16 protein-coding genes are annotated in these 14,403 nt (G+C 70.8%); 10 read left to right on the plus strand and 6 right to left on the minus strand.

The window, feature by feature from the left end; translation table 11 throughout:
- Nucleotides 1–100 precede the first annotated feature (100 nt).
- Nucleotides 101–658, minus strand: a complete 558-nt coding sequence (locus tag LV78_RS35025; protein WP_253850387.1) for a GNAT family N-acetyltransferase — start codon at nt 656–658, stop codon at nt 101–103.
- A gap of 330 nt (nt 659–988) precedes the next feature.
- Here LV78_RS35025 and LV78_RS35030 point away from each other — a divergent pair, with 330 nt between their 5' ends.
- The 3 genes from LV78_RS35030 to LV78_RS35040 are packed head-to-tail and all read left to right on the plus strand — an operon-like array spanning nt 989 to nt 3,511.
- A complete protein-coding gene (locus tag LV78_RS35030; protein ID WP_253850389.1) occupies nt 989–1,810 on the plus strand; it encodes a DUF3097 domain-containing protein in 822 nt (273 codons plus the stop codon).
- A gap of 46 nt (nt 1,811–1,856) precedes the next feature.
- Nucleotides 1,857–2,288 carry an NfeD family protein gene (locus LV78_RS35035; protein WP_253850391.1) on the plus strand — a complete coding sequence of 144 codons (432 nt, stop codon included), beginning with the start codon at nt 1,857–1,859 and terminating at the stop codon, nt 2,286–2,288.
- A 29-nt stretch (nt 2,289–2,317) separates the two neighbouring features.
- Nucleotides 2,318–3,511 carry an SPFH domain-containing protein gene (locus tag LV78_RS35040; RefSeq protein WP_372495017.1) on the plus strand — a complete coding sequence of 398 codons (1,194 nt, stop codon included), beginning with the start codon at nt 2,318–2,320 and terminating at the stop codon, nt 3,509–3,511.
- Between the two features lie 77 nt (nt 3,512–3,588).
- On the opposite strand, the gene arsM is transcribed toward LV78_RS35040, so the two are convergent.
- Nucleotides 3,589–4,347 (minus strand): arsenite methyltransferase, encoded by a 759-nt coding sequence (arsM, locus tag LV78_RS35045; protein ID WP_253850395.1) that lies wholly within the window; start codon nt 4,345–4,347, stop codon nt 3,589–3,591.
- Between the two features lie 85 nt (nt 4,348–4,432).
- Between arsM and LV78_RS35050 the strand changes: the two genes are divergently transcribed.
- The 4 genes from LV78_RS35050 (at nt 4,433) to LV78_RS35065 (ending at nt 7,393) form a co-directional block, all read left to right on the plus strand.
- Complete coding sequence (locus LV78_RS35050; protein ID WP_253850400.1) at nt 4,433–4,792, plus strand: ArsR/SmtB family transcription factor; 360 nt, start codon at nt 4,433–4,435, stop codon at nt 4,790–4,792.
- Nucleotides 4,789–5,835, plus strand: a complete 1,047-nt coding sequence (gene arsB / locus LV78_RS35055; RefSeq protein WP_308208792.1) for an ACR3 family arsenite efflux transporter — start codon at nt 4,789–4,791, stop codon at nt 5,833–5,835. Before LV78_RS35050 ends, arsB begins: the two co-directional genes overlap by 4 nt.
- A 50-nt stretch (nt 5,836–5,885) precedes the next feature.
- Nucleotides 5,886–6,296: an arsenate reductase ArsC gene (locus LV78_RS35060; protein ID WP_253850402.1), complete on the plus strand. Its 411-nt coding sequence runs from the start codon at nt 5,886–5,888 to the stop codon at nt 6,294–6,296.
- Nucleotides 6,297–6,367: 71 nt separating this feature from the next.
- A complete protein-coding gene (locus tag LV78_RS35065) occupies nt 6,368–7,393 on the plus strand; it encodes a DUF6880 family protein (RefSeq protein WP_253850404.1) in 1,026 nt (341 codons plus the stop codon).
- Between the two features lie 257 nt (nt 7,394–7,650).
- On the opposite strand, the gene LV78_RS35070 is transcribed toward LV78_RS35065, so the two are convergent.
- Both LV78_RS35070 and LV78_RS35075 read right to left on the minus strand, forming a co-directional pair.
- Entirely contained in the window at nt 7,651–8,376 is a 726-nt protein-coding gene (locus LV78_RS35070; RefSeq protein ID WP_253850406.1) for a hypothetical protein, read from the minus strand.
- Nucleotides 8,373–9,350, minus strand: a complete 978-nt coding sequence (locus LV78_RS35075) for a recombinase family protein (protein ID WP_253850408.1) — start codon at nt 9,348–9,350, stop codon at nt 8,373–8,375. The genes LV78_RS35070 and LV78_RS35075 overlap by 4 nt, the downstream gene beginning before the upstream one ends.
- A gap of 231 nt (nt 9,351–9,581) precedes the next feature.
- On the opposite strand from LV78_RS35075, the gene LV78_RS35080 reads away from it, so the two are divergent.
- Both LV78_RS35080 and LV78_RS35085 read left to right on the plus strand, forming a co-directional pair.
- Nucleotides 9,582–9,926 (plus strand): hypothetical protein, encoded by a 345-nt coding sequence (locus LV78_RS35080; protein ID WP_015103096.1) that lies wholly within the window; start codon nt 9,582–9,584, stop codon nt 9,924–9,926.
- Between the two features lie 33 nt (nt 9,927–9,959).
- On the plus strand, nt 9,960–10,892 hold the full coding sequence (locus LV78_RS35085) for a DUF3825 domain-containing protein (protein ID WP_253850411.1): 933 nt from the start codon (nt 9,960–9,962) through the stop codon (nt 10,890–10,892).
- Between the two features lie 165 nt (nt 10,893–11,057).
- Here the strand turns inward: LV78_RS35085 and LV78_RS35090 are convergent, their stop codons facing one another.
- Both LV78_RS35090 and LV78_RS35095 read right to left on the minus strand, forming a co-directional pair.
- Nucleotides 11,058–12,263, minus strand: coding sequence for a Tn3 family transposase (locus tag LV78_RS35090; RefSeq protein ID WP_253850413.1), 1,206 nt, complete (start codon nt 12,261–12,263; stop codon nt 11,058–11,060).
- Between the two features lie 362 nt (nt 12,264–12,625).
- Nucleotides 12,626–13,711: a DUF4158 domain-containing protein gene (locus tag LV78_RS35095; RefSeq protein ID WP_253850416.1), complete on the minus strand. Its 1,086-nt coding sequence runs from the start codon at nt 13,709–13,711 to the stop codon at nt 12,626–12,628.
- Nucleotides 13,712–14,139: 428 nt separating this feature from the next.
- Between LV78_RS35095 and LV78_RS35100 the strand changes: the two genes are divergently transcribed.
- On the plus strand, nt 14,140–14,403 hold a 264-nt coding region (locus LV78_RS35100; protein WP_253850417.1), incomplete at its 3' end, for a transposase.

Genomic DNA, 14,403 nt, shown 5'->3' on the forward strand with positions numbered 1-14,403 from the left:
CCTCACCCGAAAGCGCGAGCCCAGGCGCTCGGCGAACGGGTGACAACCCCTGCGACAACGCGGTCCGGGGGCCGGACGGGCGGGTCTCGCGGGCCGGGCGTCAGCGGGAGGGCGGGGGCGGGACGCGCACGCCGAGCCATTGCTCGGCCCCGTACGCCCGGAACCGCTCAACCTCGGCGAACCCGAGCCGCGCGGCCAGGCGCACCGAGCGCCCGTTGTCCAGCGCGGTGCACAGCAGCACCGGTTCGCCGGGGAGCGCGCGGGCGAGCCAGTCCAGCGCCGCCGCGCACGCCTCGGTGGCGTACCCGCGCCCCCACACCCCAGGCAGGAACAGGTAGCCGATGCCGACCTCCCCGTCCGGCCGGGTGGAGCCGGGCTCGGCGGGACGCCGGTCGAACGTGACCGCGCCGATCGCGGCCCCGTCGAGCTCGACCACGAGGAAACCGGGGCGATCGCCTGGCACCTCGGGCATCTCGCGCTCCAGCACCGCGCGGTCGAACCGCTCGGGCGGCTGCGGGCCGCCGATACCCGCGCCCACCTGCGGCGAGGAGAACAGCTCGACCACAGCCGCGCGGTCGCGCGCCTCGGAGGCGCGGAGCACGAGCCGTCCGGTGCGGATCGGGTCGGGCGGCCAGGGGACAGGGCCCAGCTCGGTCATGCCCGGCAACCTAGCCGCGCCCACGCCCGCGCGGGGGCCACCGCTGCGGCACACCCGAACCCGCCGCACCGCGCCGGACCACCCGCACCGCTGCCCCCGCACCGCCCTGCCCTGGTGACGGCGCCTCCCTCACCGCCCGGTGCCGTCACCCCGCGCCACCCATCAGGCCGCACGGCCCGGCCGCCAGTGCCGCCGCCCCCTCGCTCCGCCCGGTTCGGTTCGGCGCCTCCTCCCGCTCACTCACCTCGCTCCGGTGCCCGTCACCCCGTGCCGCGACCCGCCCGCGCGCTGTCACGCCCCGTAGCCCGTCCGGGGGTAACGTCCCCGGACGTGCGATCCCACGACTACGGCCGCGACGTCCTGTCCGCCCCCAAGCGCCGCAAGGTGCCCGAGGTCCCGGCCGAGCTCGGCCTGGTGGTCGAGGACGCCTCCTCCGGGTTCTGCGGCGCGGTCGTGCGGTTCGAGCAGGGCAGGGTCGTGCTGGAGGACCGCAGGGGCGGCACCCGGCAGTTCCCGCTGCTGCCCGCCGCGTTCCTGATCGACGGCGCCCCCGTCACCCTCACCCGACCCGCGCCGACCGCCACCCCCGCCGCCACCGCGCGCGCGTTCTCCGCGTCCGGGTCGATCCGGGTGGAGGGCCTCAAGGCCCGCACCGCCCGCGACAGCCGCATCTGGGTCGAGGGCCTGCACGACGCCGAGCTGGTCGAGCGCGTGTGGGGCCACGACCTGCGGGTGGAGGGCGTGGTGGTCGAGCCGCTGGACGGGGTGGACGTGCTGGCCGAGCGGATCGCCGAGTTCGGCACCGGTCCCGGCAGGCGGCTGGGGGTGCTGGTGGACCACCTGGTGCCCGGCAGCAAGGAGTCCCGCCTGGTCTCCGGGATCAGCGACCCGGACGTGCTGGTCACCGGTCACCCGTACGTGGACGTGTGGCAGGCGGTGAAGCCCGAGGCGGTGGGGATCGCGGCGTGGCCGGTGGTGCCCAGGGGCGTGCCGTGGAAGGAGGGGGTGTGCGCGGAGCTGGGCTGGGGCGAGCCGTGGGAGGGCTGGCAGCGGGTGCTCGCCGGGGTCGGCGGGTTCCGCGACCTGGAGCCCGCGATCCTGGGCGCGGTGGAGCGGCTCATCGATTTCGTCACGGAACCGCTGCCGGATTAGTCCGATTCAACCAAGATCCCCCCGCTCGTCCCGCATCGGTGGAAGGATGGGTTTCGTGCCCGCGCTGATCTGGATGATCCTCGGTGTGCTGCTGATCGCGGCCGAGGTTCTGTCGGGTGACTTCGTGCTCGTCATGCTGGGAGCCGCCGCGCTCGGGGCGGCGGGCGCGGCGGGGCTGGGCGCCGATCTGGTGGTCAGCGCCCTGGTGTTCTGCGCGCTGTCCCTCGGCCTGGTCGCCGGGGTGCGCCCGGTGCTCAAGCGCCGCCTGGACAAGGGGCTCGGGCACCGCTCGGGCGTGGAGGCGCTGCTGGGCGGCACCGCCGTCGTCGTGTCCACAGTGGACGGGCACGGGGGTAGGGTCCGCATCGGGGGCGAGGTCTGGTCGGCGCGGTCCATGGACCACGCCGTGCTCGAACCCGGCGCGGAAGTGACCGTTGTCGAGATCTCCGGCGCGACCGCCGTGGTGCTGGGGACCTGAGGAGGTGGGTTTTGACCGTCACAATCGTGTTGATCGCAGTCCTGGTGCTGCTGGTGCTGATCACGGTGGCGAAGTCCGTTCTGGTGATCCCCCAGGCCACGTCCGCCGTGGTCGAACGGCTGGGCCGCTACCGCACCACCGCCGCGCCGGGGCTGAACATCCTGGTGCCGTTCCTGGACCGGGTGCGCGCCCGCATCGACCTGCGCGAGCAGGTCGTGTCGTTCCCGCCGCAGCCGGTGATCACCCAGGACAACCTGACCGTGTCCATCGACACGGTCGTGTACTTCCAGGTGACCGATCCGCGCTCGGCGGTCTACGAGATCTCCAACTACATCGTGGGCGTCGAGCAGCTGACCACCACCACGCTGCGCAACCTGGTCGGCGGCATGAGCCTGGAGGAGACCCTCACCTCCCGCGACCAGATCAACAACCAGCTGCGCGGCGTGCTCGACGAGGCCACCGGCCGCTGGGGCATCCGGGTGGCGCGCGTGGAGCTCAAGGCGATCGACCCGCCGCCCTCCATCCAGGACTCGATGGAGAAGCAGATGCGCGCCGACCGCGAGAAGCGCGCGATGATCCTGACCGCCGAGGGCCAGCGCGAGTCGGCGATCAAGACGGCGGAGGGCCAGAAGCAGTCGCAGATCCTCGCGGCGGAGGGCGCCAAGCAGGCGGCGATCCTGTCGGCCGAGGCGGAGCGGCAGTCGCGCATCCTCAAGGCGCAGGGCGAGCGCGCGGCCCGGTACCTCCAGGCGCAGGGCCAGGCGAAGGCGATCGAGAAGGTGTTCGCCGCGATCAAGGCCGGGCGGCCCACGCCCGAGGTGCTGGCGTACCAGTACCTCCAGACGCTGCCGCAGATGGCGCAGGGCGACGCGAACAAGGTGTGGCTGGTGCCCAGCGACTACGGCAAGGCCCTGGAGGGCTTCGCCCGGATGCTGGGCAAGCCGGGCGACGACGGCGTGTTCCGCTACGAGCCCCCGGCCCCGGAGCCGCCCGCCGCGCCCGCGCAGGAGCAGGACGACCCGTCGGTGGCCGACTGGTTCGACACCGCGCCGGACCCGGCGGTGGCCGAGGCCGTGCGCGCGGCGGAGGCGGTGGCCCGCAAGGAGGTTCCCGGCCCGCTGGAGCCGATGGCGCGGCAGATCACGCCGCCTGCGGGGCAGGGCGGGCAGGTGGGCGCCGGTGAGGAGCGCCGGGCTGTCGGGCAGGGTGAGGGCTCGGTCTAGGGAGTTCGGTCTAGAAGCTTGGTCTAGAAGCTCGGTTCACGGGAGGGGCGGTCCGACGCGGGCCGCCCCTCCTCGCGTCATCGACCGCGCGCGGGCGCGGTGGCGCGGATGATCGCGGAGTGCACGTCCTCGACGACGGCGTGGGTCGGGACGATCTCCACGTCGGTGAACCCGGCGGCGGCCAGGTGCTCGCGGTACTCGGTGAAGGACAGGGCCCCGGCGACGCAGCCGACGTGGGAGCCGCGCTCGGCGCGCTCGGCGGGGGTGAGGTGGTCGGCGGCCACGACGTCGGTGACGCCGACGCGCCCGCCGGGGACCAGGACGCGGGCCATCTCGGCGAACACGGCGGGCTTGTCGGTGGAGAGGTTGACCACGCAGTTGGAGATCACCACGTCGACCGTGCGCGCGGGCAGCGGGATGGCCTCGATGTGCCCCTTGAGGAACTCGACGTTGGTCGCGCCCGCCTCGCGGGCGTTGGACCGGGCCAGGGCGAGCATCTCCTCGGTCATGTCCAGCCCGTAGACCTTGCCGGTGGGGCCGACGCGACGGGCCGACAGCAGCACGTCGATCCCGCCGCCCGAGCCCAGGTCGAGCACGCGCTCGCCCTCGCGCAGTTCGGCCACGGCGGTGGGGTTGCCGCACCCGAGCGAGGCGGCGACGGCCTCGGCGGGCAGGGCGTCCCGGTCGGCGCCGGAGTAGAGGCCGGAACCGAAGTTCCCGTCCACCTCCACCGGGGCCGGGCCGCAGCGGTCCGCGCTCCCGGCGGTGACGGCGAGCGCGGTCGCGGCGTAGCGGAGGCGGACGGTCTCGCGCAGGTCGGCGGCCTGGTCGTCCATGGTGCGCGCCCCTCTCGTGAAGCTTGCTCCGACGTTCTCCCGCCCCACCTTGCGCGTAGACATAGAAGGTTGTCAATATAGAAGCATGTCGAAACAGGAGTCGGTCGCGCTGTCCGTCGAGCGCCGCCCCGGCCTGCTCGCCGAGCCGCTGGACGCCGGGCCGGCCGCCGAGCTGGCCCCGGTGTTCAAGGCGCTGGGCGACCCGGTCCGGCTGCGCCTGCTGTCGATGATCGCCGCCCGCGCGGGCGGCGAGGTCTGCGTGTGCGAGCTGACCCCCGCCTTCGACCTGTCCCAGCCGACCGTCTCCCACCACCTCAAGCTGCTGCGCGAGGCGGGCCTGGTCGACAGCGAGCGGCGCGGCACCTGGGTCTACTACCGGCTGCGCCCCGAGACCACCGACCGCCTCGCCGCGCTGCTCACCCGCCCGGCGGAGCGGACGTCGTGACCACGTCCCCGCCCCGCCTGTCGCCCCTGGACCGCTGGCTGCCGCTGTGGATCGGCGCGGCGATGGCGGCCGGTCTGCTGCTCGGGCGCCAGGTCCCCGGTCTGGACGGGGCGCTGAACGCGGTCGCGGTCGACGGGATCTCGCTGCCGATCGCGCTCGGGCTGCTGGTGATGATGTACCCGGTGCTGGCCAGGGTCCGCTACGACCGGCTCGGCGCCGTCACCGACGACCGCCGCCTGCTCTGGTCCTCCCTGGCCCTGAACTGGCTGGTCGGCCCCGCGCTGATGTTCGCGCTGGCCTGGCTGCTGCTGCCCGACCTGCCCGAGCACCGCACCGGCCTGATCGTCGTCGGCCTCGCCCGCTGCATCGCCATGGTGATCATCTGGAACGACCTGGCGTGCGGCGACCGCGAGGCCGCCGCCGTCCTGGTCGCCCTCAACTCGGTGTTCCAGGTGCTCGCGTTCGGCCTGCTGGGCTGGTTCTACCTGTCCGCGCTGCCCGGCTGGCTGGGCCTGCCCACCGCCGACCTGGACGTGTCGGCCTGGCAGATCGCGAAGAGCGCGCTGGTCTTCCTCGGCGTCCCGCTGGTGGCCGGCTACCTCACCCGCCGCCTCGGCGAGCGGGTCAGGGGCCGCGAGTGGTACGAGACCCGGTTCCTGCCGCGCGTCGGCCCGCTCGCCCTCCACGGGCTGCTGTTCACCGTCGTCGTGCTGTTCGCCCTGCAGGGCGAGCAGATCACCTCCCGTCCGCTCGACGTGGTCCGCGTCGCCGCGCCCCTGCTGGCCTACTTCACCCTCATGTGGGCGGGCTCCTACGCCCTGGGCCGCGCGCTCGGCCTCGGCTACGCGCGCACCACGACCCTCGCCTTCACCGCCGCGGGCAACAACTTCGAGCTGGCCATCGCCGTCGCCATCGCCACCTTCGGCGCCAGCAGCGGCCAGGCCCTGGCCGGGGTCGTGGGCCCGCTCGTCGAGGTGCCCGTCCTGGTCGGCCTGGTCCACCTCTCCCTGGCCCTGCGCCGCCACCACCCCGCCGCCCGCTGACCCCACCGCCGTCCCGCCCGCGAGAACACCGAGAACCCCCAGGAGCCACCGTGTCCGACCTGCCCGAGGTGCTGTTCGTCTGCGTCCACAACGCGGGCCGCTCCCAGATGGCCGCCGCCCTGCTGCACCACCACGCCCAGGGCCGGGTCCTGGTGCGCTCGGCCGGGTCCGCGCCCGCCGAGGTGGTCAACCCGGCCGTGGTCGAGGCGATGGCCGAGCTCGGGCTCGACCTGTCGCGGGAGTTCCCCAAGCCGCTCACCACCGAGGCCGTCCGGGCAGCCGACGTCGTGATCACCATGGGCTGCGGCGACGCCTGCCCGGTCTTCCCCGGCAAGCGCTACCTCGACTGGGCCCTGGCCGACCCCGCCGGGTGGGGCGTCGACGCGGTCCGGCCGATCCGCGACGAGATCGACCGCCGCGTCCGCGACCTGCTCGCCGAACTGGTGCCGGACGAGCGGTGAGCGCGTCACCCGTCTGGAAGATCAACCACGGCAAAAATGGTCACCACGGGTGACGTGATTGGCTACTCCACGTGGATGCTCTACCGGACCGGGTGATCAGTCTGCTGCGGTCGCCGTGGCCGTGGGAACTGCGCTGGCAAGGTCTGGCCTCCACAGTCGGCGAGCTGTCCGACCTGGTCAGAACCGGTTTAGCGGACTCCACCGCCATCGCCTCCGTCGTCGAAGCCCTCCTCCACGGCGCCGGACCCGCCCACCGGGCGGCAGTGCACGGTCTGGTCGACCGCGTGCTCGACCTGCACGCCGCCACCTGCGCGGGTGAACTTCCTGACCCGATCGTGCTGGCCGAGTGGTTGCTGCGCGTGCAGACCGCCTTCCCCGAACTCCCCGAGGTCCGCCTCGCCCCCTACGCGCCCGCGCTGGGGGAGCGCGGCCTCGCCCACTACCGGCGCGTCGCGCTGACCCGGTTCGACGCCCTGCCCGTCATCGCCTTCGGCGCGCTGGGCTTCTACGACCGCGAGCGCTGGGCCCTGCTGCGCGCGGTCGAGGAGCTGGCCGAGCACACCGGCGACGTCGACCTGCACGTGCTCGTGCTCTCCCGCAACCTCGCGGGCGGTTGGGACTACCTGCGCATCGCCACCGTCCTGCACGAGGCGGGCCGACCCGACGAGGCCCTGGACTGGACCCGGCGCGGGCTGCGCGCCACCGGCGGGCGCGGCGCGGCCACCCGGCTGGTGGACGCCGCCGTGGACGAGTGCCTGCGCGTCGGCAGGCTGGACGACGCGGTCGACCTGCGCTGGCGGGCGTTCACCACCACCCCCACCGCGGGCGCCTACCTGCGGCTGCGCGGCCTGGCCGCACCGGCGGGGGACTGGCCGGTGCTGCGCGGGCGCGCCCTGACCCACCTGGCCCGGCACGCCGACGCCGCCGCGCTGCGCGAGGTCGTGGCGGCGGAGCTGGCCGCGTCACCGGGGACGGGGTGGCTGGAGCACCTGCGGGACGAGCTGCGCCGGGCCGGGCGCGCGGACGAGCTGGCGGACGAGCAGGCGGAACCGGCCGACCCCACCGCCGAACCGGCGTCCGACACCCGCCGGACCTGACCCCCGCGCCCCCGGCGACCACCGCCGGGGACGTCCCGATCGGCCACCGGGCGCTCGGGACCGTGCCGCCACCCGGCGCGCCCGCGCAGCAGCCCGTGAGGAAGGCCGCGCCGGTCGCCGACCCGCCGCCGGCACGACCGCGACCCCACGCCCGCCCGGCTGCGGCACGGCCACCTGCCCACGCGCGGATCAGGATGGCCAACGTCCTGCGCGCGCCCCACCATGCCCTCCAATAGCACACGCCGAAAAAACAACGATTAGCCGTTGACCTGCTGGATCGGTCGGACCGGTAGGCAGTCAGGGGGCCTTGTGTCAATGGGCGTCGGGGGCGGTGAGGGTGTCGAGTAGGAGTTGGCCACCAGGTGACCGCGGCGTTGACGGCGAGGTGTGCGTGTCGGTGGTGGAGTCCGATGCGAGGACTTGCTGGGCCGGTGCCGTAAGCCGCAGTTGCGGAGTTCGCCGAGGGCGGTGGCGATGGTGGTTACGACCTTTGCGGTGCTCTCGACGAGTTCTTTGGCGCTGCCGATGGCCAGGGCGGGGTCGTCGATGATCGCGCGTTGGATGTGGTCGAGTTGTTCCTGGATGGCGGAGGGGTCAGTGAGGGCGGCCAGGGAGGTGATCGGTCGCAGCGGGTTGGTCCCGGTGGGCGGGGTGATCTGGCCGGTCGCCGAGTCGATGGTGTAGCCGTCGCGGCGCAGGAAGTTGTGGAAGCGTTGCAGTTCGGCGTTGTCGGGGGCCCATTCGGCGAGCAGCCGCTCGAATGCCCGGCAGGCACGGCCGACGTGGGAGGGGTTGGTCCAGTCGACGGATTCGAGGTACTGCTGGGTGGTGGTCCGCCGCACGCTGGAGTCGTCCCAGGTGCAGTCGGGATTGGGGGCGAAGCCCTCGTCCTGGAATGCGTTGGCGACGCGCCTGTAGCTGCTGATGTCGGTCATGAGCTGGCGGAACTGGCCGCGGGTGCTGCTGCTGATCAGGTCTTTCACGCTCGGGCCTTGTTCTCGTGGGCTGGTGCCGTTGCCGTGAACTCGGCGTGGGCGGCGGCGACGGCGTCTGGGTGGCGTTGACGGCGTTCGTGGTCGGACAGGGCGCGGTAGATGCTGGCCAGGCTGGGGTTGCGGCCCTTGTTCTTACCGGTGGTGATGATCAGGTCGGGGCGGATGTCCTCGATGGACTCGCCGCAGGCGCGGCGGCGCAGCACGGTGTGCAGCATGTCCTCGGTGATCACCGGTGGGCGTCCGCCGTGGTTTCCCTTGCGGGCGGCGGTGTTGAGTCCTTCCAGAGTGGCTTCGCGGATGTTCTCGCGTTCGGTCTCGGCCATCGCGGCGAAGAACGCGAACAGCATCCGCCCGCTGCCGCTGGGGTCGTAGATACCGGTCAACGGCCCGGCGAGCATCTCCAGGGCGATGCCATGGGCGGTGAGGTGGTCGGCCAACGCGGTGAGCTCGGCGGAGTCGCGACCCAGGCGCTTCATCTCATAGACGGTGAGGATGACCCGGCAGTACGGGGCGTGGGCCTTGATCTGCCGGCAGGTTTCGAGGGCCTCCTCGAACTTCGGACGGACGCGGACGCGGGTGGAGACCCTCTCGGCGAAGACCTTGTCGGCCGGGATGCCGTGCGCGGCCAAAGCGTCGAGCTGGGTGCGCAACTCCTGGGTGAGGTGCGAGCAGCGGGCGTAGCCGACGCGGATGTCGACGGCGGGCCGGTCGTCGGGGATCGGCGACGGGGGCGGGGTACCCGGCCGCCACGGCTGCCCCGGTGCACGGTTGGCGGGGACGGGCACGCGCAGCAGCTTGGCCAGTCGGGGCACTTTGGTGAACCGGCCGGTGTGGTAGGTGGTGGCGACCGCGCCGGAGCGGGACCGGCACGGTGAGCCTGGCTGGACCGCGCAGCGGGGGCACGGGTGGCGCTCGACCTCGTCGGCGTCAGACGGGACGGCGGGTTCCGACTCGCTGTTCACCCCGGAATCCTCTCACAAACATTTCTCACAACCATGTGTCGATACAGTTTGGGCGAGAACGGGTTGTGAGAAGAAAACCGGCCCGTGCGCGCCATCGCGGAAAACTCTCGGCGGCCTTCTCAAAATGGATCGTTTTAGAGAAGAGTCCAGGCCGAAAGGCCCTTGCGGTATCAGTCGATGATTTCTACTCTTCATCTTTAGTGGAGATTCATTGCTAATCATGGAGGCCCGGTGGACAGCTACGAGGCACTGCGCACCGCCGTGGCGAATAACGACGGATTGCGCAAGACCACGATGGATACGCTCAAGAAGATCCAGGGAGCAGGCCGGCTCGGCGTGCACGTACGCACCGAGATCAGCCGGGCCCTCGAATCGCACGGTCTCGGGCACCTGCCCCAGGAGCTTCCGCCGAACCAGGAGGATGTAGTGCGGCTCTACCTGCTGGGCAGTCCGGTCGCCGACGTCATTAAGGCGGTCCTGAACCCCAGCGACCGGGGCGATGAGACGCTCCGGTCGATCGGCGGCTCCGAAGCCGAGGATTTGCTCCGCCAGATCCGCCAACTCGTCTGCGGCTGACCACACCCAAACAGAACCAAGGAGACGTCCGACATGAACGACCCGCAAACAGCGACCCCCTCTCCAGCCGACATGGCTCGCACCAGGCCCGCGACTCCGACGGTGTCGAACACGGCACCGAAACGTGCTCCATCTGCCCTGTTCGATTATGCCTACATGGGATACGCACGTTCCGGAGAGGAGCGGCGAATCGGATCCGGGGCAAAGGATTACCTGGACCGACTCGCAGACCTCGCTTCGCCGGAGGACTGGGACGGAGCGGACACAAATTATCCGGACGAAAAACGCATCCTCCGGAACTACGTCGAGCGCACATTCGAGCAAGCCAAGAGACAAGGGCGCATCTGCATCAGCGGGGACAACGGCTACAGCGCCTTCAACACTGGCCTGGCCACGTCACGACAGGAGACGATCTACGGAGTCTTTCAGCGCAACAACCTCCCGGAGCGCCAGGAATGGCGTTTCCAGGGGTGGCAAGTGGAGAGTAGTCGCATACTTCTCGACACCTTCTCGTCGCTGCCCGACTTCGTCAGCTACACCAATGATCCGGCCGACTACATCTTCGACTGGCGTCGCGACCTCAAGGTCAACACGCGTCACATCGTCGAGGACAACATCACCCGATTTCCAGCGGACCTCCAACAGGAGCCATTTCAACTAGAGTTGACCTTGAATGGTGCTGTGGATCTTGCTAGGAAGAGGGTTCGCCACAACTACAAAACAGCCGTCCCTTTCTGGTACCCGCTCCAGGGGCAGGTGCAACTACTTCTCCCATTGTCGCTTCGCAACCCAGCGACGGTTGATCTGGCCTTGGTTGTTTCAAGATTGGGAGAATTCTATCGAGGGGATACTGTTCTCACCACAGCAATGGCCTACAACAACGCACGACTGCTGGCACGACCGGACGGCGACTGGTTGCAGCCGACCGCTTCGTCGGACGAGTCACTATCGGCTCCGACCGACTGAGGGACCCAAGGCTGGTACGCGGAAGATGCTGCCGGCCCTAGTCCCGACGTATTTCCGGCCCACCTCGGCACTCCGCGCCATGCCGACCACCTGACTCTCGGAAACGGTTCTCGGCTGTAACCCACCGGTTTCGGCCAGTAGGCACAGCCGTGTTCCGGACCGGTGTCACTTGGGTGGGAACAGCCGAGCCTCGCGCAACGGCCGGAACCCCTGGCGGGCGTACTCTGCTTCGACCGGGAACTCGTACGTGCCGTACGGGTTGACGTCCTCCATCAGGGCCGGGGAGACGTGGGCGAGCCGGTCGTGGTCGATGCGGCCGCAGCGAGAGGAGGCGTGCAGCCTGCCGACCATCAGCGAGGCGGTGGTGTGGCCGTACTTCAGGCTGGCGGCCAGGCGCAGCATCTCGTCCCACTGCGACCGGATCAGCCCGACATCCACGGTGCCGGTGAGCAGCTTCCCCGCGTTGGGGAAAACACTGGTCAGGTCCTTGCAGGAGCCGAGGCGGTGCAGGGTGATGCCGCCGAGGTCGCGGATGCGCGGGGACAGCCGGAACCCGGTCAGGTTGAACAGGGGGAACACGGTGAGGGTCTGGCTGGCTGTGTCGGTGGCGTGCTCGGTGATGGGCAGGTTGGTGGCGTTGCCCAGGATCTCGTCCAGTACGTAGACCGCCTCGCGGTCGGTGACGGGGATGACCGTGGTGCCGTAGGTGGTGTGCTGGTCGGAGACGTGGGTGTAGGTCGACACGCCCTCGTCGACGAAGTACCACGACATCGCCCGCGCGGTCAGGCTCTTGCCCCGCATCGGGAACCGCTGCCCGTCCGAGGACGACATCGTCCCGCCACCCCACACGCTCGACAACGGCAGCGTGTGGTGGTGATCGACCGCCGCGGCGTTCGCCGCGCGCAGCGTGTCCTCCCGCAGGTACCACTCGGTGGTCCACGCCAGGGTGTCGTAGGAGATCCTGGACGCCTCGGACATGGTGGTCAGGCCGAAGTTGCACGCCTGCGCGAGGATGGCGGCGTAGAGGTTGCGGCGTAGCTGCGGGTCGCGGTGGGTCTTGCCGCTGGCGTGGGTCAGCCGGTCCGACCACGACGACCAGCGGTCGACCTCGATGAGCAGTTCGGTCAGTTGCGGCCGGGGCAGCAGGTCCACCAGTTGCAGGCGCAGCTGCTCGACCGCGTCGGGCACCGCCGTCGCCGAGAGCCTGGAGACGACGATCTCGCCCTTGTCGGTCATCCGCACCGGCCCGGTCCCACCGGTCAGCAGTGGCTCCAGTTCGCCCAGCGCGGCATGCAACTGCCCGCCGACCCGCTCCAGCGCCTCGTCCGCGCTCGGCGGGACGTCGCCCAGCGCGCAGTACTCCGTCCGCATCCCCTCCCACTTCCTGGGCGGGAGCAGCAGGGGGGGGCGGGTCGACGTAGCGGCGCGAACCTGGCACCCACATGTCTCCCGAACGCAGCGCGTCGCGCAGGCCAAGCAAGGTGCACAGCTCCCAGTAGTGCCGGTAGGCGGTGGCGTTGCCGGTCTTGCGTGCGTGGTCGAGGTAGCCGCGTCAGCGGGTCGGTACGAACTGCGCGGGCGCCCGTCCGGCACCTTCCGCCCGCCCTTCGCGTATAACTCCCGCAACACCTCCACCGCCTCGACCAGCGGCTTCGCCTCGGCCGAGCCGACGAACTCCAGCGCGGCGACGACGTGCGGGGCGCACTCCCGCAGGTAGGTGAAACTGGCATCGATCAGCGGCAGGTGCCCGTGGTCGCGCTGCAACCGGTCGCGCGGGTGACGTCGGCGACCGTCTCGTCCACGGACACCGCGAGGATCTCCTCCAGCAGGTCCAGCTTCCGCTCCGATGCCTTGGCCCGCACGGCCAACAGCTCGTCGAGCTTGCGCCGCGCCCGGCCCTCCGACCCGGAGACGGCCTGGTCGAACATCTGCACCAGCTCGTCGAGCACCTCCACCGAACACTCCGCCACCATCGCCAGCAGCACCGGGAATCTCGTGTCCTCCCCGCGGCGGGCCAATGCCTGGTTGCTCGCACGCCGCCCCACCCCGGCCAACCGGCGCCGCCGCGCCTCCGGCAACCCCGACAGATCCAACCGGTGTGCATCCAACCCTCGCAGGTACCGCAGCTTGTCCAGCTCACCCCGGATCGCCATCGGCGAGGCACTGGTCGCGCCCCGGTGCAGCCACGCCAGCCGGGAAACCGACATGCCCTCCTCGACCACCAGCAGCCCGTTCAACTCCGCACGACGCGGCCCGGACAGCAGGTGCTCCACCCGCCCGCACACCTCACCCACCGCAGCCCGGCGGATAGTGGCGACGTGCTCCATCAGCGACACCACACCCGGCCGCACGACCTTCGCCGAATGCAGGTACTCGCACCCGAACCGGAACAGCACGCTCGGCGCGTCGTGCTCGATCGCCCGCGCCAGCAGGAACCTCTCCAAGTCCTTCCACTCCGCCCGGCCCGCGGTGCGCCACCTCAACCGGTCCGCGACCACCCACAGGTGCTCGGTGCGGGTCTGCGCACGGGCGCCGTAACCGGCCAGATCGGCGATCGGGATCCCCAACTGCACCCTTACCCTGTTCGCCGCGGCCGCCAGCACCGCAGCGACGTCATCGGGCACGAACCCCAACCACGGCAACGCGCACAACTGGATCGCCATCCCGATCCGGTTGCCCGTCCCCTGGGCCGCACCTTCCAACCAGGTGCGATCGTCCAAGCCAAGGGTGAAGTGACGGACCAACTCGTCCCGGCCCAACTCCTCTGGCCACGACCGCAGCCGCCTGACCTCCGCATCGGAGAAGAACCTCGTCGACACCGCAGCACCACCCGTCTAGAAGATCAACGACGGGCACATCCTCACGACGCTCTCACAGCAAACGGAGCCGGGGCCTCACCGACCTACTGCGTCTCCACGAACCATCTGGCATTTCTGACCAGCGCTAACACGGCCAATCGTTGCTTTTTCGGCGCGCGCTACCGAGAGGCCCACCACCACACCCCACCTTGACGCCTCCCCACACCTATCATTACATTCCGATTCGGATCGAAACACAATCAAGAGGCGTCGTGAAATCCGCAGTGGTCACCCCGACCGGGGACACCGTCGTGACCGACCTGCCCGACTCCGCACCCACCACCGGCCAGCTCCTCGTCGACATCGAGGAAGCCGGACTAGGGGCTGTTTGGTGTTCGGATCTAGGTCAAGCCGGGTGGTGTGCTGGTCGGGGCTGGTAGAACACGGGTGTGGCGCGCTTTGACCTGACCGATGCCGAGTGGGCGTTGATCGAGCCGCATGTGCCGGTCGCGGCCACCGGGCCGTTGCCTCGGCGGGTGCGGGATCAGTTCAACGGAATCCTGTGGCGGTTTCGCACCGGGTCGGGCTGGCGCGACGTCCCGGAACGGTACGGGCCCTGGTCCACCGTCTACTCCCGGTTCAACGTCTGGGCGAAGGCGGGGGTGTTCCAGACGCTGTTGGAGGCGCTGATCGCCGAGGCCGCCGCGCGCGGG

The sequence above is a fragment of the Actinosynnema pretiosum genome (genome assembly GCF_024171695.1).
GTDB lineage: Bacteria > Actinomycetota > Actinomycetes > Mycobacteriales > Pseudonocardiaceae > Actinosynnema > Actinosynnema pretiosum.